Genomic DNA, 17,800 nt, shown 5'->3' with positions numbered 1-17,800 from the left:
ATGATTCAAGATTTTCGTAATAAACGATAGGCAAATTTCAAGCAAGATGTGGGCAATAAGCGCGGCAAAGTTCGCAAAATAAAATAGTATAACGCACTCGCATGATTCTGAACATTCAATCGCCGTTTCAGGCTGCATAATTGCCATTCGCTGACCATATATTGCCAACCGCGCCGCCGTTGCAACATGGCAGCCCCCGTTCGCGCATGCACCAAAATATCGGGCAAATTGGCAGCTTGCACGCCGTTTGCCAGCATCCGCAACCATAAATTGTAATCTTCCATATACCAATGATGTTGATAACCGCCTGCTGCCTGTACGGCTGTTTTGCGATAAGCAACCGTCATATGATTGAATGGATTACGTTTTTTGGAAAATTGGATAATTTCATCATGCGTTTGTGGCACGATGCGGTTTTCAGGCTGCTTATTGGGTTGTGCATCATCAAATTCGCTGATTTGTCCGCCCAATAGTTGCACATGCGGATGTTGCGCTAAAAATTCGGTTTGCAGCGCAAAACGGTTGGCTACGGCAATATCGTCTGTATCCATGCGGAAAATCCATTCGTGTGTGCAATGTTGTATGCCAATATTTAGGGCTTTGCCTAAACCCACATTATGCGGCAGCCTGAAAATATGAATGGGTAAGGCAGCCTGAAAATCATGCACAATATTTTCCAATTCGGGCGAAATCGTGCCATCAAAAACGATGATGATTTCATCTGCGCGTACGGTTTGCTCGCGTAAACTGGTGAGACATTGGCGCAGGTTTTCAGGCTGCTCTTGGTGATACAGCGATAAAAGGACGGAAAAGTTTAGCATGATTTAATCGGGACGAAATTGCCATTCTTGTTTTTCAAAATCATAGACATATTTGTCAAATGGATGGGTGCTGCTGCGGTAGGCAAGCACAGGATAAGGGCGTTGTTTATCGGGCGGCAAATAGATGATGATGCGTTGTTGTTTGATGTATTGTTGCTGGTCGCTGAATAATTCGCCGTGATTGGGATAGCGATGGTGGGCGGCTTGAAAGCGTTGGATTTGTTGGGCGATTTGATTGGCTTGGGCGAGTCGTTCGCTGGCGTGGTAATTGTGCCACATATATACGCCGATAAAGGCGGTCAGCCAAAGCAGGGTTTTGATGATTTGGCTTATCCACAATGATTTTTTACGCGCGGCAGATGCAAAACCAAATAGGCGACTGATGAGAACAATGGGCGCAAAAATAAACAAATATTCGGCAAATTGGCTGGTAATCAGCAGGAAGATGACGATAAAAATGGGGGTTTTGAGTATTTTGAACATTTTGTTGGGATAGGTGTTTTTTTTAGGCTGCCTTACACTACACGATACAAATCTTTAATATGACCTGAAATCTGTCCTCTCCCCCGTTTAGGACGGGGAAGGGGGCAGATTCGTGCTTATTTCAAAAATTTGTTGTGTACTGTGAGGCAGTTGTAGGTCGGGCATTCATGCCCGACACAATACGCTGTGATTCATCAATGTCGGGCATAAATGCCCGACCTACGGAAATAATTTTTTGTCGTGTACTGTGAAGCTGTCTAAATCAATAGGCAGCCTGAAAATATTGGGAAATTATCGGTATGGATTATCCAATCGCAATAGGCGGATGCACAAGCCTAAACCGATGGTGGCGACGATAAAATAAAGAATATAGGAAGTGCCGTGCCATAAACCAAAACGTCCGCCAATGATGTCGTGTAGCCAGTTGCTACGTTGGTCGCGCAAGGCGGCGATGACGGGGGTAATCAAAAATTCGTTTATACCAAGCAACAGCAGCAATAAACCTGTCCACATGGGAACGCGGCTTTTGCGATAGGTCATGCGTTGATTGTCGCTTTTGGCGATGAAAAAGATGATGAGCCATGCAACGATGCCAAACAAATTGACGGTGTGAAACAGGGTGCCTGCAATGGTGCCTGCCAACACTTTGCCGTTGGGCAAGGTTTCCAGTCGGGCAAAAATGGTAGGGGCGGCGATGCAACCAAAACCGATGTGTAAACCCAGCCAAATACTGATAAGTAGGGCGGAAAAGCGGCGCATGGGGTTATCCTTGTTGTGGGTTGGAAAAATATGTGCATCATAATATGGAATAGGCAGCCTGAAAAGAACAGGGCAAGGTTTTGTAATTTAATCTAAATATAAACCAAAGGAAAACAATAAATTAACCATTAAATGTATTTTAACCACATACACCAATTCTGTACCGATTTGTTCACTATTTTCGGTGTGCCACACGCGGCGTAGATGTGTGTAAACATAGGGAAAAAAGATTATCCATGGCAAACTGTGCCAGACTTTGACGGCATACAAGGCGTAACACAATAATCCGCCCAAAATCAATACAAAATGCAGTTTCAGGCTGCCTGAAAAGCCTAAAATATTGGCAAGGGTTTGTTTACCCGCTAATTTATCGCTGCTTAAATCGCGCATATTGTTGATGTGCAACACCGCCGCCGCCAATAAACCGCTGCCGATGGCGGGCAACCACACCGCTGTATTGAGCGTGTGCGTTTGCAAATAATAATTGCCCTGCACGCCGAGTAAGCCGAATGTCAAAAATACCGCTACTTCGCCCAGCGCGTGATAACCGTAGGCATAGCGTCCAACTGTGTAGGCAATCGCGGCAACAATCGCGCTTGCGCCGAGTAGCAGGAAAATCAACCAATCGTGTGCGCTGTGCAAACTGCTGCACAATAACGCAATGCCGCTGATGATGCAGGCGCACACGGCGGTGTACAAATAACGGCGCACAATATGTGGTTCCAGGCTGCCTGTGGCGGTTAAACGGCGCGGTGCGTTGGGGCTGCGATGTTTATCCGTGCCGCGTATGCCATCGCCGTAATCGTTGGCGATATTGGACGTGATTTGCAGCAGCAATACGGTCAGCAGCGACAGTACAAAAATGGAGAATCGTGCACCGCTGTTGTGCCATGCGAGTGCGTGCGCGGTGCAAACAATGGCAATGGATAAGGGTAGGGTACGCGGTCGGGCGAGTTGGATAATGGTGTGCATAGTTGGCAATTGTGTTTAATATAAATATAAAATGATGTTTTCAGGCTGCTCTTTTATAGGATAGGCAGCCTGAAAAAGTTTATTTGATGATTTTCTCGCGCAATCGCTTGATGATGACACGCGCAAAATAGCCGAGTTGCCAGCCATAATCGCGCCCAAATTCGGCACGGGTTTGCGCCCGAAAATGGGGTATATGCTGCAAATATGTCCATTCGCGGGTCTGCAAAAATTTTTTCACGCAATAGGCGACAATCAGCCGCCATGTTTTAAGCTGCAACATTGCCCACATGGTGCGATAAGTCGGCAATTCGGTTTCGGCCCGAATGGCTTTTTGTAAACCGTAAAAAATATCGGCGATGTGGCGATGCGAAACATTGGCGGTAATGCTGCTGTGATTTTGGCGATAAGCCAATAAACTTTCAGGCAGCCTGAAAATAAATTGTGCTTGTGGATACAAATAGGGAATAGTCATGAAATCTTCATACAATTTTCCGATTTCAAATTGCTGATTAGTAAATAATTTTTTGTGATAACAGCGCGACCAAACATACCAGCGATTTTCTTCAAAAGCGCGATAGATTTTGGCACTTTCCACCTGCATTTGTGCGACATCGGCAAAATAGGCGTGATACAAAGTGTGTGTTTGCCAATCGTGTTCGCCGTAAAAAATGGTGGCATTAAATTCAATGATGTCGGGTGCGTGTGCATCAATCACGGAAAGGATTTTGTCCAAAGTGTGATGATGATACATATCATCGCTATCCAAAAACAGCCAATAATCGCCTTGTGCTGCTGCCATGCCTGTGTTGCGCGCGGCGGATAAACCTGCGTTTTTTTGTGTGATAACTTGATACGCAATCGGGCAGCCTGAAACAAATTGGGCAATTTTTTCAGCGGTTTGGTCGGTTGCACCATCGTTGATGATGATGATTTCGGCGCGCGCGTGGTTTTCAGGCTGCATATTGTCCACAATGGATTGTAGGGCAGCCTGAACGTAGTGTTGCACGTTGTAACATGGCACGATAATGGATAAGGCGGGCTTCATGCACTGGGATTTTGGCTGGGTTGATTGGGACGGACAAGATATTTTGCAAACATGAGTAAATCGTCAAAAATTAAGGTATTGGCTGGCAATTTATCGCTGTCTTTTTCCAATGTTTTCATGCCTTTGCCTGTTTTGACCAGCACAGCTTTGCCGCCAACGGCATCAATCGCTTGCAAATCACGCAAGCTGTCGCCGACCAAATAAGTTTCACTGGCAACGGCTTGAAATCTATCCAAAATATCCACAATCATTCCAGCTTTGGGTTTGCGACAATCGCAATGGTGGTCTGCCATGTGTGGGCAAAACCAAATGCCGCTGATTTCGCCACCTGCTTGGCGCACGAGTTTGTGCATTTTATTGTGCATTTCGTTGAGCGTGTGTACGCTAAAATAGCCACGCGCAATGCCTGATTGATTGGTGGCAACAACAACGGTGTAATCGGCTTGGGTTAAAAAGGCAATCGCGTCCATGCTGCCGTCTATTGGTTGCCATTCTTCGGTGGATTTGATGAATTTGTCGCTGTCGTGGTTAATCACGCCATCGCGGTCTAAAATGATGAGTTTCATGAGTTTCTCGTTAAATTAAGGCAGCCTGAAAAGGGAATATGATAAACTTTCAGGCTGCCTATCGCCAATAGGCAGCCTGAAATTTATTTTGAAAGTGTTTGATTATGACTCAACCCACACATCAGCCTGAATGGTTAGCGGCATTTCACGAAGCGGAATTGCTGTGGAAAAATCGCTATTTGTCGCAAAGTTTAGCCAAGTTATTGGCTCTGCTGGAACAATATCCTCATGAATTTGCGGTATTAAATTTGACGGCAGTATTGTTGTGCGAAAATCAGCGTGTAGCAGAAGGCATTGCCATGTGGCAACGGGTGGACGATTGGGCGAAATCATCTGCGATACAAAGCAATATTGGCAGCGCGTATTTTCATTTAAAACAATGGGAAAACGCACATCAGCATTTTCAGGCTGCCTATACGTTGGATACGCACAATATAGATGCTTTGATGAATGACAGCATTGTGTTGAAAAAATTACAACAAACCGAAGCATCCATAGGCTGCCTGAAACGTGTTTTGCAACTGTGTCCACATCACGATGAAGCGCGATTTAATCTTGCCGAAGCATATCAAACACAAGAGAAATTTCATCAAGCCATTGATTTGTATGAAGCAATATTGGCAGATACCAGTCAGCGGCAAACATCATTCACACCGAAAACTCATTTTTCGGGCGAAACCCAACTGCATACACAATTATTGGATAATCACATTGCTTACACCAAAGCCTTTCCCAATTTATTGTTTTGTCAGCATTATTTAACGCCGTATCAGCCTGATAAATTGGCACAAACCGCGCAATATTATGGTAAACAAATCACACAATCTTTGCTTTATCCGCCATCAAGGCAGACTGAAAAACAGGAATGTGATAAGAAATTGCATATTGGCGTGATTTCTGGCAATTTGAGTACGCATCCTGTCGCCTATTTTCTGCACAGTCTGCTTAAAAGCGATGCCGCACAACAATTCACATGGACGGCATACGCCAATAATGCCACGCCCGAATTGGACGATTTTGGACAAAAATTACGTCCAGCGTTTGCCGATTGGCATCACATTACCCATTGGCTAGACGCGCGTGTGATTGAGCAAATTCGCGCCGATGGCGTGGATATTTTGCTTGATTTATCGGGGTTAACCAATGGACATCGTTTGGGTGTATTGGCAGCGCAAGCCGCGCCTGTGCAAGTGAATTGGCTAGGTTATTTTGCGACAACGGGGCTGCCAACCATGCAAGCGGTGATTGCAGACCCATATTGTGTGCCGCCTGATGAAGAAAATTGGTTTTGTGAAAAAGTTTGGCGTATGCCGCATACGCGTTTGTGTATGAGTGAACCTGAAAATGCGTGTGAAATTGCGCCCTTGCCCGCGCTGAAAAAGGGTTATTTGACTTTGGGCACGTTTCAAAATTTGAATAAAATCAACGATGATATATTGCGCTTGTGGGCGCAAATTGCACAAGAATTGCCCAGCGCACATTGGCGCATACAATCCATGAGTATGCAGCCTGAAAGTACTGTCGCTGATGATTTGCGTGCGCGATTGCAGCGATTTGGTTTTAATCTTGACCATGTGCATTTGCATCAAGCCACGTCCATGTCTGATTATTTTGCCGCGCACAATCAAATTGATTTGATTTTGGATACTTTCCCCTACACGGGCGGCACGACCACGTGTCAATCGTTGTATATGGGCGTACCCACCATCACATTAACGCAAGCAGGTATGTTGGCACGACAGGGCGAGCAATTGTTATGTGCGGCAGGATTGGCGGATTTTGTCTGCCACGATGCGCAAGAATACAGTGAAAAAACATTGTATTGGTCAAATCCATCTCGTTGGGGTATGCTTAACGCCATACGCTTGGGTTTGCGTGAACAGGTGCGCCACAGTCCCTTATTTGACTATCAACAATTTGGTACAGATTGGGCGAATTTAATCCGTGCGATTTGGCGTGATGCTTGTTGGCGAGAAGTAGGATAAAATCAAGCAAATACGGATTTCAAATGTTTTTCAGGCTGCCTATTTATATATAGTCGTTTCAAATTAACACAGATAAGGCGACAGCGACCGCCGTGTACAAATAGTACATAAGGGAGCTGGCAATGTTGTATGTGTTAATTTTAAATGACTATACAGATGCAGCCTGAAAACCTTGTTTTAATACAGAAAAGAGAAAATGATGACTGAACCACAACCTATTCCCAGCAATGATATGAAAGGCAAACGCGGCGTGCAACGCATCATCAACGCTGCGTCTTATTCCAAAGATGGACTGATTGCGGCTTATCGCCATGAAGCGGCGTTTCGTCAGCTGATTATTTTGCATGGCGTATTATTGATTGCGCTATGGTGTTGCGATTTTGACGGCATCACGCGCATGATATTGATTGCCGCATCGTTTGTTTCGCTGATAACCGAATTGTTCAACACGGGCATTGAAGCGGTGGTGGATTATATTTCGTTGGAAAAACATCCGCTTGCCAAACGCGCGAAAGATGTGGGTTCTGCCGCGCAAATGTTGGCGTTAATCATGTTGGCGATTTTGTGGATAATGGCATTGTGTGGTGTGTGATTTTTTTCAGGCTGCCTTATCAAGGCAGCCTGAAAAACTTTGTTTAGCACAAAAACAGTAAGATAAAGTATCTACAATGTGACTTATCTTGACGTATCCACTTGGCTTCACTATAATTTACATCTTTCAGTCGGGGCGTAGCGCAGCCCGGTTAGCGCATCTGCTTTGGGAGCAGAGGGTCGTGAGTTCGAATCCCACCGCCCCGACCACTTATTTAACCGCATTGGTTTTTGCCAATGCGGTTTTTCTGTTAAAAGTGATTTTTCAATTCACGCAAGGCGATAAAGACCGCTTCATCTTCCTGCATATCCAAACCACATAATTCGGATACACGTCGTTGCACATCTGGCAAATGTACACGCAAAAACGGATTGATGCGCCGTTCATGGGCTAATGTGGTCGGCAATGTAGGTGTATGTTGCGCGGCAGATAGGGCAGCCTGAATATCGGGATTATCGGGTTCAATATGCGCGGCAAAACACAAATTATTGGCGGTATATTCGTGCGCAGGATATAAGAATGTGTTTTCAGGCTGCCTATTGATGCGCTGCAAACTGTGATGCAGCCAATCGGCACGTCCATCGGGAAATACACGCCCACAACCTGCTGAAAACAGGGTATCGCCACAAAACAGATGTGTTTGCTCATCATCATGCAACACATAAGTTAAATGATTAGCGGTGTGTCCTGCCGTGTGCCATACGTTGATGCGGAAATGCTGCCATGTGATTGTGCTGCCTTCGCCGACAATCTCATCGCTTGCTGGAATATCGGATGCGCCAAAAATACGACAATCAGGCAAGACACGTTTGAGCTGGGCAATGCCGCCTGTATGGTCGCCGTGTGGATGCGTTGTCCACATTTGCACTAAATGTAAATTGTGTTGGCGCACATAATCCAACACAGGTTCGGCTTGTCCTGCGTCCACGCAAACGGCTTCGCCATTGCATTCTAATAACCAAATGTAATTATCATCAAATGCAGATAAGGCGGTAATTTTCAGGCTGCTATTCATTTTTCCTCCAACCAGAATTGTAAAGCAATCAAAGTTTTACCATCGCAAATTTCATTGTTTTGAATAGCGGCGCGAACTTCATCACGTGTCAGCAATTCGGTTTCCACAAATTCGTCTTGGTCGGGTTGCAGCGTGCTGGTGGCAGTAACATTGATGGCACGATACAGATACAAGATTTCATCACAAAACCCTGGTGCGCTGTAAAATTGAATAATTTTTTCCACGCGTTCGGCGGTATAAGGCGTTTCTTCGCCCAGTTCACGCAAGGCACAAACGGCAGGGTCTTCGCCATCGTCCAATTTACCTGCGGGAATTTCCAACATATCACGTCCTGCTGCGTGCCGCCATTGACGCACCAGCACCACTTTGTCGTCTGGTGTTACTGCCAATACACACGCTGCACCAGGGTGGCGCACCACAATGCGGGTGTGTTCATTGCCATTGGGTAGGCGGATTTGGTCACGGTCAATGTGTAAAAAACTGTCGTGATTGATGGGTGTAGTGGAGATAAGGGTTTCGGTAAGGTTCATGATAATGATGCGTTCCTTGTTTGTGAATTTTGTTGGAAAGAGATATGGTAATACTTTTGGGAGAGAAAAGGCAGCCTGAAAAACATGTTGTAAACCAATAAATATCAGTTTTGCGTTAGATCACTTTGTTAAATACCATACATATTATATGATTTGATTTTTTAGCACATAAAGTTTTCATGATTCAAAACACATTTGTCGTATGATTTCAGGCAGCCTGAAAAATATTTCTTTTTAAAAAAAAATCAATATGAAACATATCTACATCGGCACAGGCGGTTACAGCGACACCGATTTGCTCGGCACGCTCTACCCACACGGCACGAAAAACAGCGATTTTCTGTACCATTACGCGCAATATTATGATTGTGTTGAGATTAACAGCACATTTCACACGCCGATTGGTCAAAAAGCCCTGCTCGGTATGTTGGACAAAGCGGCAGGGCGATTGAAATTGCACCAAGATTTCAGCCACCAACGCACCGTCACTGCCCAATACGCCTACGCTTTTTTTCAATTAATTCAGCTACTTGGCGAACATTTGGCGCATTTGTTTGTTCAATTTCCGCACAGCTTTGAGCGCACGCCAGCCAATCGGCGTTATTTGGGCGAATTGTGCGCGTGGTTTGAAGGCTACCCTTTGGTGCTGGAATTTCGTTCGCCGACTTGGCACGTTGAGCCTGTTTTCGCGCATTTTCAGGCTGCCAAGTCTTTGATTTGGTGCAATTTGGATTATCCCGTAAATATCGGTTTGCCCAACACCGCATTTTGGACAAACGCCCGCAACGCCTATTTGCGTTTGCACGGGCGCAACCCAAATTGGTGGCAAGCCGAATCCGCCTGCCAACGCCACGATTATCGCTACAACGATGCTGAATTAAAGGAATTAGCAGACACGATTTTCAGGCAGTGTGATGATTTTGACGCTTTGTTTATCTATTTCCAAAACACCACGCAAAGCCATTCTTTTTACAATATTCCTGTTTTGAAAGGATATTTGGCGGAATTGGGGTTTGCGGTGAAAACGCCAAATATTGAGCCTGAAAGACAGGGGAGTTTGTTTTAAGTCTTTGGCTCAGTTTGGCATTTATTCGCGTCATAAATATGCTGAAAAATCCGTTCACACAATTCACGCGCTTCTGCCGTTAATTCCCAATCTGGATTGTTATCAAAATATTGGATGACTTCGCGGCAAAATTTCAATTTATCTTTAATTGTGCCAACACTGCCATCTGCAAAAACGGATTTTTTCCTATCCGTTTCAGGCAGCCTGATTTGTTTATCCAACAAAAAACCAATTCCTTTTGTTTTATGAACAAAATAATCGCGCTTATCCAATAAATCCAATTTCTCAATCTCAAAGCCCATTTTGGTTTCCGCTTGCATACGCACAAAACGCGCTTTCGCCACTTCCACAATCACATCAAACGGCAAAGTATTTTCCATTTCTTTGGATTGCAAAACCACCACATTTTGTTCGCCCAATTCTTCATTCCATGTAGGTAGACGCCCAATTTTTTTCCGATGATCACCATCCGCAATCAAAAGCATATTGCTAACAATCCCTTTGGCACTCATGCCATTCTTTTTAGGAAAATCTGGTAGAGAACCAGAAGTATCAACTGAACAATTAGAATAAACATCATCCGAAAAATTCCAATGCGTAATATTACCGCCTGAATATTCCACAAAAGCATAATGATAATTTGGCATAAACCGCCTGTATTGCAGGTATTTTTCAGGCTGCTCGTTTTGCAATTCCTGCAAATATTTTTCCATATATTTCAACAAATAAAGCCTATCTGTAATCCCTTCCACCCAAATTGTGCAATTCGCCAAATACACCGAAGACGGCTTCACACCCAACGAAGCCAATAAATCACGGTCGCGGTCGCAACGGTAAATCTGAAAAGACGTGTTTGGCTGTTTATCGGTTTGTTTGACAAATTTTTGAATGATGACTTCATTGCTTTCATCCGCCATATCCAGCAAATGATTGGAATGAGTGGTAAAGAAATAATAATGCTTTGTTTCATTTAAATAAAAATTCATCAACTGGCGCACCATGCCTGCGTGCATATGCAATTCGGGTTCTTCAATAAAAAACATATGTGCATCTTGATTATTCAAAAACACGGGATAAGTCAAAATAATCGCTTGCTGCAAACCATCGCCCAACTGATAAATGGGAAATTGTGGTTCATTGCCAATTTTAATGTGAACCACATCTGTTCCATGTTTGGGAATAAGGGTAATTTCTTGATTATCAAAAAAGCATTGACTTAATAATTTTTGATAATCGGCAATCAGTTGGCGTTGTTCGGGTTCGACCAATAAATGTTCGGTTAATTCTTGGAATAGGCTTTCACCCGTAATCACATCATTTTCATGATTTTCATCGCTAAAATAATCATGCTCTGTGCGTTTTCTATATGGAAAATTATTTTCATGGACAGGACGCATACCACGCAGAATAGGAATATAAAATTTTGCCATACATTTTTCGTCAAGATAAGAATCCAATATGGTTTCATATTCTGAAAGAAAATCCAATAAATCTTCATCATCTTGATCAGGATGACCAATAATTTTATTATGTATTTCATTTATTATATTAGATATAAATTCATACATCTCTTGAAGTAATTTGTAATTAGTATAGCGAAAAGATGGACAACTCAAATGCTTTATTAATTCTTCTTTATCAATAATACTTTCTTGATAATTTAATAGTTCAAAAAAATCTTTACCATTATTTAAAACTTCATCAACAATATTTTTCATTGTACGATTATTATTTTTTAATGTAATTGGATTGAGCCAATTCATATCTGATATAAAATTATTATCATGCCATAACTCAATTTCTTTAAAAATATCATTATTATGTACAGGGCAATTTATATCTAAGGTTGCTTTACTTGTAAATAATGTTCTTAAAAATCTACTTTTACCTGAATTATTTTTACCAATAAAAAAATTTAATCTGCCTACTTCAATTACTGGATTTTCATTAGTTATTGATACATCATCAAGATAATCCGTTATCTGCTTTCTCTGAAAATTATCTACATTATAATCTTCTAAATTTTCCGCCCAATAATATTGTTTTTCCATCTCCCAAATTCCTTATTTTTAAATAAAGGCAGCCTGAAAACACCTTTCAGGCTGCCTGAATTTCACTTCAAATCAAATTACAGCAAATTTTGAACAAACGCTTCAACCGAAGCCAACGCCCCAGCCAATTTCGCCACATCCGAGCCACCAGCCTGCGCCAAATCAGGACGACCGCCACCTTTGCCGCCCACTTGTTCCGCGACAAATTTCACCAAATCGCCTGCTTTTACTTTTGCCGTCAAAGGTTTGGATACGCCAGCGCACAAAGACACTTTGTCATCGTTTACTGCTGCAAGCAATACAACAGCTTTATCCGATTTGCCTGTCAAATCTGTAACGATGTCGCGCAATGCAGCTGCATCTGCTTCCATTTGTGCTACTACCAAATGAGCCGCACCCAAGTCTTGCGCTTTGTCCAATAATTTCGCACCTGCTTGTACCGCTAATTCTGCTTTGGCTTTGGTTAATTCTTTTTCGACCGCTTTGGCTTGCGCAGCGTTAGCTTGGATTTTCGCTAACACGTCGCGTTCTGTTTGCGCTTTTACTTCGGCAATGATGTTTTTTAGCAAAACTTCTTGATTTTGTACCAATTGCAATGCGTTGAAACCTGTAACAGCTTCTACGCGACGGATGCCTGCGGCAATGCCACCTTCGCTGATGATTTTGAACAAACCAATATCGCCTGTGCGCCCAACGTGGGTGCCACCACACAATTCGGTAGAAAATTCACCCATTGTAATCACGCGTACGAAATCGCCATATTTTTCGCCAAACAACATCATTGCACCTGTTTTTTGTGCATCTTCCATGCTCATGGTTTCCACTTTTACTGGCACGTTTGCCATAATCGCAGCATTCACGCGGCGTTCCACTTCGGCGATTTGTTCGGCGGTAATCGCTTGATTGTGCGAAATGTCAAAGCGAGTCAAATCAGCATTTTGCAGGCTGCCTTTTTGTTCTACATGCTCGCCCAATACATCGCGCAGAGCTTGGTGCATTAAATGCGTTACGCTATGGTTGCGCATGATGGATTCGCGCAAGTCATTGTTGATACTTGCTGTAACGGTATCACCCACTTTCAGGCTGCCTGAAATCAACGCACCAAATTGTCCGATAACCGCTGCTTTGATTTTTTGCGTGTCGCGTACTTCAAATTGATTTTCGCCTACAAAAATCATGCCGACATCGCCCACTTGACCGCCCGATTCGGCATAAAATGGTGTTTTATCTAATACAATGACGCCTGTTTCGCCTTCACGCAATTCACTTACTACTTCACTGTCTTTGTACAAGGCAATGATTTTTGCGCTGCCTGAACGCTCGGTATAACCTGTAAATTCAGTATCTTGACCATCATAAGCCAGTTGCGTGTCGGCTTTGAAATTTTGTGCGGCACGAGCGCGAGCACGTTGGGCTTCCATTTCTCGGTTAAAGCCGTCTTCGTCCAAATCAATGCCCAATTCACGCGCCATATCTGCTGTCAAATCATAGGGGAAGCCGTAGGTATCGTACAATTTGAATACATGTTCGCCTGACATAATCAATTTGCTGTTGGCGATATTGTCCATTAAAAAGACATTTAATGCAGTCGCAAATGGTTTAATTGTATCGGGTGCATCTGCGTGTTCAATCGCATCATTTAAACTAATGGTAATACTTTCGTTCAGGCTGCCTGAAACTTGTGGACGAATCACAATTTGTTTCAAATTATTGTTGCTGCGTGAAACGGCGGTAAATTCTACACCTTCCGCCGTTTTCAACAATAAAGGTTGTCCCACACCATCAACAGGCAACAGGCTTTCTAATTTCACAAATTTCATGCCACTCCAAACTTGGTTAAACAAGCCCATGCCTGTTTCCAATGTTTGACCAAAACGCTCTTCTTCGTTACGCAAAGCAGTCATGATTTTGGTTTGATGTTCTTTTAATTCGGGATATGCATTCCCCATTTCTTCAACTAAATCAGGTACTAATTTATAGAAAAATGCTTGTTTTTGTCCCAATTTGTAACCATGTCGCACGGCACGGCGGATAATACGGCGCAACACATAACCGCGACCTTCATTAGATGGCATCACGCCATCTGCAATCAGGAACGAGCAGGCGCGAATGTGGTCGGCAATCACTTTCAAACTTGGCACATCCATGCTGAACGCTACGCCTGTTTCACGCGCTGCTGCTCTCAGTAAACTTTGGAACAAATCAATTTCATAATTGCTGTGAACGTGTTGCAATACCGCCGCCATGCGTTCCAAGCCCATGCCTGTGTCCACGCTTGGTTTAGGCAATTTGTGCATCACGCCGTTTTCATCGCGGTTGAATTGCATGAATACGTTGTTCCAAATTTCAATCCAACGGTCGCCATCTTCTTCCGCGCTCCCTGGAATGCCGCCCCAAATTTCTTCTCCGTGGTCGTAGAAAATTTCGGTACAAGGGCCGCAAGGTCCTGTGTCGCCCATTTGCCAGAAGTTGTCGGATGCATATTTCGCACCTTTGTTGTCGCCAATGCGGACAATGCGGTCAGCAGGTACGCCAATTTTTTCGTGCCAAATGTTATAGGCTTCGTCATCTTCGGCGTACACGGTTACAAGCAAGCGTTCTTTGGGTAAATTCAACCATTCGGGCGAAGTGAGAAATTCCCAAGCATAAGTAATGGCTTGTTCTTTGAAATAGTCGCCAAACGAGAAATTACCCAACATTTCAAAAAATGTGTGATGACGTGCGGTGTAGCCCACGTTTTCCAAATCGTTGTGTTTGCCACCTGCGCGTACGCATTTTTGTGCGGTGGAGGCACGAGTGTAATCTCGTTTTTCAAAACCCAAAAACACATCTTTAAATTGGTTCATGCCTGCGTTGGTAAATAAAAGAGTAGGGTCTTCATGGGGTACGAGTGAAGAGGAACGGACAATTTTGTGTCCTTTGCTTTCAAAAAATGAAAGGTATTTTTGGCGTAGTTCGTTGGTTTTCATATCGTTTACGTTTCGTTAAAAATTAAAGTTGAGAGAGGGAATGAGGCAGCCTGAAAAGATTTGTTTGATTAGAATTTCAGACGAGAAAATAAGTTGTTATCTTACTGGAATTTGTATTTTTTGCCTATATTTTGCAAAGGTTTCAGGCTGCCTTTTGATATATAGTTGTTTCAAATAAAAATAATACAGAGTTGTTCGTTCATTTGTGTACAATTTGTATACGATGGTCTCTGTCACTTTGTTTTATTTTAAACAACTATATATCAAAAGGCAGCCTGAAAAAATTATTCAGTCAAATGGTATTTTTGTAACAATTCACGATATGCAGTTAAAGCAATTTCTTGGCTTTTTTGTGCTATTTCGCCTTTTTGTTCCACATCTTGTACCAGTTTTTCGTGGTGGTCGGCATCGCTTTTATCAGCAAGAACGGCAAATGATGCGGCTGTGTAGGTAGCAAAATCTTGCAAGGAAATAGCCAATTTTTCGCGAACTTGATTGACTTCGTTATGGCGAATAACCAAAGATTGCATACGCGTGGCATATTGTTGCGTAATAGGGACTTGTGCATACATGGCTTGCGTGAAACGAGTATCAGCATCTTCTTGGTTTAGGCCTTCTTTCCGCCATTGCAATGTTGCGCCCACTTTTTGGCGTTGATGCGCCATATCTTCTTGAATACACATAAATTCTTTTTGTAAATATATAGCTTCTGATTTGGGTAAAATGCCATGATGTTCCGCTTCGGCAGCCTGAAAACAGCGTGTATAAGCGGAAATATCGTTGTGGGTCATGGATGTGGTTCGAGGTGTATGTGTTTGATTGCAAGCGGCAAGTACGCTGGCAACAATCAATGAAATAGGTAATGTTTTAGACATATTATTCTCGTAGGATAGGTTTCAGGCTGCCTGAAAATCTGTATTTATCAATCTTAAATAGAATACAGTTTCTGAAAGTTTACAGGCAGCCTGAAAAAATTATTCAGCAAAGTATTTATCTTCAATTTTTTTGTATTCGCCGTTTTCACGGATTTTTTTCAGCGAATCATTCAACATGGTTAAAGTGGCGGTATCGCCTTTTCGTAATGCGAAACCATAATTTTCAACAGTAAAATCTGGTACTTGTACCATTTTGAAACCTTTGTCGCCATTATTTTTGATGTAGTTCGCAACCACTGCGCTGTCGCTGATTGCTGCATCTACGCCACCACTTTCCACTTCTTTCATTAGTAATGGAATGCTTTCAAAGCGTGCAATATTTTTACTGGTGGCACCAAAAATTTTTTGTGCTGCTAAATCACCAGTGTTGCCATTGACGACACCAACGCGTGCCATTTTTGTTAAATCTTCTACAGATTGGATGTTTTTAGTAGGGGGAACCAAAATGACTTGGGTAATTTGATAATAAGGGTCAGAAAAATCCATTGATTTTTTGCGGTCATCGGTAATCGTTACCGCAGAAGCTAATACATCTACATCGCCATTGCCAAGTGCGGCAAATAGGCTATCCCAAGGGCGATGTGTAAATTCTACTTTAAAGCCACCTTCTTTTGCCATGGCGGTCATGACATCTACGTCAAAGCCGTGAATTTCTTTTTTCTCGTTGAGTGATTCAAACGGTGCAAATTCAGCATTCATGCCCACGCGTAATGTTTTGCCTTCGGTTGATGGATTAGACGCTGTCGTGTTGCTTTGTCCACCACCACAGGCGGCTAATGTCAATGCTGCACAAGAAACCACTGTGCATAACCACTTCTTACTTGTCTTCATGGAACTTCTCCTTGAAAGTGAAAATGAAATACATATTTTATATGTATGCGATATGCAGTTAAATTTTATCACTAGCCCAGTAGCTTGAAAATGATATTTAGGATAAGGCAGCCTGAAAATATCAGTATCGCAATTAAAATATAAAAAAATGCTATAATTACAAACTTTATTTTCCATTTTGTGCACCACGAATAACCATGAATCTGCTGATTACACAACTGCGTCCTGCTACTTTTGAAGATTGCGATGAGATTTACGAAGTTCATCGCCTTGCTGTGCGTTACACTTGTTTGCATGCTTATACGCCTGCTATTTTAAATGCGTGGTTGCAATTATTGAATGTAGAAGGTTATCGTGCAGCGATTCAATCTAATCACAAAACATTATGGGTTATTGAGTATAAACATCGGATTAGCGGTTTTTTCTTGTTGGATTTTCAAGAAGCACAACTGGATGCCTTGTATGTTCACCCATTTTTGCATGGTAAAGGTTTAGGAACTGCTTTATTACAACGAGCAGAAACATTGTGTTTACAAGCAGATTTGAGTATTTTAAGTTTGTATGCATCAACCAATTCCACATCGTTTTATGAATTGAATGGATATGAGAATTTAGGTGAGGCTGTGATGCCATTTAATGCAGATATTTCGGCAAATTGTTCTTTAATGAGAAAATTTTTATAAATAAAAACAATACTGTAAATCTTATTTGGTGGGATTGGATTGACAAGTGATTATGTCATAAATATAATCCAAATCTTTCCTGAAACGGAGTAATGGCTGAGAGGCTGAAGGCACTCCCCTGCTAAGGGAGCATGTGGACTAAAATCTGCATCGAGGGTTCGAATCCCTCTTACTCCGCCAAGATTTATACAAAACCCACTAGTTTTTAGTGGGTTTTATTTTATTTGTATATTTTCTAATGCTATTTAGACATAGCATCTTCATTATTCATAGCTTATAGTCGTTTCAAATTAACACAGACAAGACAACAGTGACTGCTGTGTACACCTAGTATAGTGAATTCAATTTAAACCAGTACAGCGTTGCCAGCTCCCTTATGTACATGTTACACGGCGGTCGCTGTCGCCTTGTCCTGATTTAAATTGAATCCACTATAAATCAATGAAGTATAGTCTCATTATTGATAACGAGAAAAAAATTTTATATATATCATCAAT

Annotated in this window: 16 protein-coding genes and 2 tRNA genes; 6 read left to right on the top strand and 12 right to left on the bottom strand. The window is 42.6% G+C overall.

Annotation, left to right across the window (positions count from 1 at the left end; translation table 11 throughout):
- Nucleotides 1-5: 5 nt before the first annotated feature.
- From MIS45_RS08170 to gmhB, 6 genes are all read right to left on the bottom strand, one after another.
- Entirely contained in the window at nt 6-821 is an 816-nt protein-coding gene (locus tag MIS45_RS08170; protein ID WP_249450168.1) for a glycosyltransferase, read from the bottom strand.
- Nucleotides 822-824: 3 nt separating this feature from the next.
- On the bottom strand, nt 825-1,304 hold the full coding sequence (locus MIS45_RS08165; protein ID WP_249442148.1) for a hypothetical protein: 480 nt from the start codon (nt 1,302-1,304) through the stop codon (nt 825-827).
- Between the two features lie 291 nt (nt 1,305-1,595).
- Nucleotides 1,596-2,063 (bottom strand): DUF4149 domain-containing protein, encoded by a 468-nt coding sequence (locus tag MIS45_RS08160; protein WP_249450167.1) that lies wholly within the window; start codon nt 2,061-2,063, stop codon nt 1,596-1,598.
- An 87-nt stretch (nt 2,064-2,150) separates the two neighbouring features.
- A complete protein-coding gene (gene menA / locus MIS45_RS08155; RefSeq protein ID WP_249450166.1) occupies nt 2,151-3,035 on the bottom strand; it encodes a 1,4-dihydroxy-2-naphthoate octaprenyltransferase in 885 nt (294 codons plus the stop codon).
- Between the two features lie 79 nt (nt 3,036-3,114).
- A complete protein-coding gene (locus tag MIS45_RS08150) occupies nt 3,115-4,080 on the bottom strand; it encodes a glycosyltransferase family 2 protein (RefSeq protein ID WP_249450165.1) in 966 nt (321 codons plus the stop codon).
- Complete coding sequence (gene gmhB / locus MIS45_RS08145) at nt 4,077-4,646, bottom strand: D-glycero-beta-D-manno-heptose 1,7-bisphosphate 7-phosphatase (protein WP_249450164.1); 570 nt, start codon at nt 4,644-4,646, stop codon at nt 4,077-4,079. The genes MIS45_RS08150 and gmhB overlap by 4 nt, the downstream gene beginning before the upstream one ends.
- A gap of 104 nt (nt 4,647-4,750) precedes the next feature.
- Between gmhB and MIS45_RS08140 the strand changes: the two genes are divergently transcribed.
- The 3 genes from MIS45_RS08140 (at nt 4,751) to MIS45_RS08130 (ending at nt 7,432) form a co-directional block, all read left to right on the top strand.
- Entirely contained in the window at nt 4,751-6,631 is a 1,881-nt protein-coding gene (locus MIS45_RS08140) for an O-linked N-acetylglucosamine transferase, SPINDLY family protein (protein WP_249450163.1), read from the top strand.
- Nucleotides 6,632-6,827: 196 nt separating this feature from the next.
- On the top strand, nt 6,828-7,223 hold the full coding sequence (locus tag MIS45_RS08135; protein ID WP_249450162.1) for a diacylglycerol kinase: 396 nt from the start codon (nt 6,828-6,830) through the stop codon (nt 7,221-7,223).
- Nucleotides 7,224-7,354: 131 nt separating this feature from the next.
- Nucleotides 7,355-7,432, top strand: a tRNA-Pro gene (locus MIS45_RS08130).
- 41 nt (nt 7,433-7,473) lie between these two features.
- Here the strand turns inward: MIS45_RS08130 and gloB are convergent.
- Nucleotides 7,474-8,226, bottom strand: a complete 753-nt coding sequence (gene gloB / locus MIS45_RS08125) for a hydroxyacylglutathione hydrolase (protein WP_249451362.1) — start codon at nt 8,224-8,226, stop codon at nt 7,474-7,476.
- Nucleotides 8,227-8,234: 8 nt separating this feature from the next.
- On the bottom strand, nt 8,235-8,768 hold the full coding sequence (locus MIS45_RS08120) for an NUDIX hydrolase (RefSeq protein WP_249450161.1): 534 nt from the start codon (nt 8,766-8,768) through the stop codon (nt 8,235-8,237).
- Nucleotides 8,769-9,018: 250 nt separating this feature from the next.
- On the opposite strand from MIS45_RS08120, the gene MIS45_RS08115 reads away from it, so the two are divergent.
- Entirely contained in the window at nt 9,019-9,834 is an 816-nt protein-coding gene (locus MIS45_RS08115) for a DUF72 domain-containing protein (RefSeq protein WP_249450160.1), read from the top strand.
- On the opposite strand, the gene MIS45_RS08110 is transcribed toward MIS45_RS08115, so the two are convergent.
- From MIS45_RS08110 to MIS45_RS08095, 4 genes are all read right to left on the bottom strand, one after another.
- Complete coding sequence (locus MIS45_RS08110) at nt 9,831-11,885, bottom strand: AAA family ATPase (RefSeq protein ID WP_249450159.1); 2,055 nt, start codon at nt 11,883-11,885, stop codon at nt 9,831-9,833. The genes MIS45_RS08115 and MIS45_RS08110 overlap by 4 nt on opposite strands.
- A 77-nt stretch (nt 11,886-11,962) precedes the next feature.
- On the bottom strand, nt 11,963-14,854 hold the full coding sequence (alaS, locus tag MIS45_RS08105; RefSeq protein ID WP_249450158.1) for an alanine--tRNA ligase: 2,892 nt from the start codon (nt 14,852-14,854) through the stop codon (nt 11,963-11,965).
- Between the two features lie 284 nt (nt 14,855-15,138).
- Nucleotides 15,139-15,729, bottom strand: coding sequence for a hypothetical protein (locus MIS45_RS08100; protein WP_249450157.1), 591 nt, complete (start codon nt 15,727-15,729; stop codon nt 15,139-15,141).
- Nucleotides 15,730-15,828: 99 nt separating this feature from the next.
- The gene (locus tag MIS45_RS08095; RefSeq protein WP_249450156.1) at nt 15,829-16,620 is read right to left on the bottom strand and encodes a basic amino acid ABC transporter substrate-binding protein; all 792 of its coding nucleotides are present in this window, start codon (nt 16,618-16,620) and stop codon (nt 15,829-15,831) included.
- Nucleotides 16,621-16,817: 197 nt separating this feature from the next.
- Here MIS45_RS08095 and MIS45_RS08090 point away from each other — a divergent pair, with 197 nt between their 5' ends.
- Together MIS45_RS08090 and MIS45_RS08085 are read left to right on the top strand one after the other, a co-directional pair.
- The gene (locus MIS45_RS08090) at nt 16,818-17,303 is read left to right on the top strand and encodes a GNAT family N-acetyltransferase (protein ID WP_249442133.1); all 486 of its coding nucleotides are present in this window, start codon (nt 16,818-16,820) and stop codon (nt 17,301-17,303) included.
- 86 nt (nt 17,304-17,389) lie between these two features.
- Nucleotides 17,390-17,483: transfer RNA gene (locus MIS45_RS08085), tRNA-Ser, on the top strand.
- The last annotated feature ends 317 nt before the right edge of the window (nt 17,484-17,800 follow it).

Source organism: Wielerella bovis (assembly GCF_022354465.1).
GTDB classification, from domain to species: Bacteria; Pseudomonadota; Gammaproteobacteria; order Burkholderiales; family Neisseriaceae; genus Wielerella; species Wielerella bovis.
Note: the sequence above shows the minus strand (reverse complement) of the source record. Positions and strands in the feature narration are given on the sequence as shown.

What these genes read in the sequence shown, in the direction of transcription:
- MIS45_RS08170 (WP_249450168.1), bottom strand. Translation starts at nt 821, where the DNA reads ATGCTAAACTTTTCCGTCCTTTTATCGCTGTATCACCAAGAGCAGCCT.
- MIS45_RS08165 (WP_249442148.1), bottom strand. Translation starts at nt 1,304, where the DNA reads ATGTTCAAAATACTCAAAACCCCCATTTTTATCGTCATCTTCCTGCTG.
- MIS45_RS08160 (WP_249450167.1), bottom strand. Translation starts at nt 2,063, where the DNA reads ATGCGCCGCTTTTCCGCCCTACTTATCAGTATTTGGCTGGGTTTACAC.
- menA (WP_249450166.1), bottom strand. Translation starts at nt 3,035, where the DNA reads ATGCACACCATTATCCAACTCGCCCGACCGCGTACCCTACCCTTATCC.
- MIS45_RS08150 (WP_249450165.1), bottom strand. Translation starts at nt 4,080, where the DNA reads ATGAAGCCCGCCTTATCCATTATCGTGCCATGTTACAACGTGCAACAC.
- gmhB (WP_249450164.1), bottom strand. Translation starts at nt 4,646, where the DNA reads ATGAAACTCATCATTTTAGACCGCGATGGCGTGATTAACCACGACAGC.
- MIS45_RS08140 (WP_249450163.1), top strand. Translation starts at nt 4,751, where the DNA reads ATGACTCAACCCACACATCAGCCTGAATGGTTAGCGGCATTTCACGAA.
- MIS45_RS08135 (WP_249450162.1), top strand. Translation starts at nt 6,828, where the DNA reads ATGATGACTGAACCACAACCTATTCCCAGCAATGATATGAAAGGCAAA.
- MIS45_RS08120 (WP_249450161.1), bottom strand. Translation starts at nt 8,768, where the DNA reads ATGAACCTTACCGAAACCCTTATCTCCACTACACCCATCAATCACGAC.
- MIS45_RS08115 (WP_249450160.1), top strand. Translation starts at nt 9,019, where the DNA reads ATGAAACATATCTACATCGGCACAGGCGGTTACAGCGACACCGATTTG.
- MIS45_RS08110 (WP_249450159.1), bottom strand. Translation starts at nt 11,885, where the DNA reads ATGGAAAAACAATATTATTGGGCGGAAAATTTAGAAGATTATAATGTA.
- alaS (WP_249450158.1), bottom strand. Translation starts at nt 14,854, where the DNA reads ATGAAAACCAACGAACTACGCCAAAAATACCTTTCATTTTTTGAAAGC.
- MIS45_RS08100 (WP_249450157.1), bottom strand. Translation starts at nt 15,729, where the DNA reads ATGTCTAAAACATTACCTATTTCATTGATTGTTGCCAGCGTACTTGCC.
- MIS45_RS08095 (WP_249450156.1), bottom strand. Translation starts at nt 16,620, where the DNA reads ATGAAGACAAGTAAGAAGTGGTTATGCACAGTGGTTTCTTGTGCAGCA.
- MIS45_RS08090 (WP_249442133.1), top strand. Translation starts at nt 16,818, where the DNA reads ATGAATCTGCTGATTACACAACTGCGTCCTGCTACTTTTGAAGATTGC.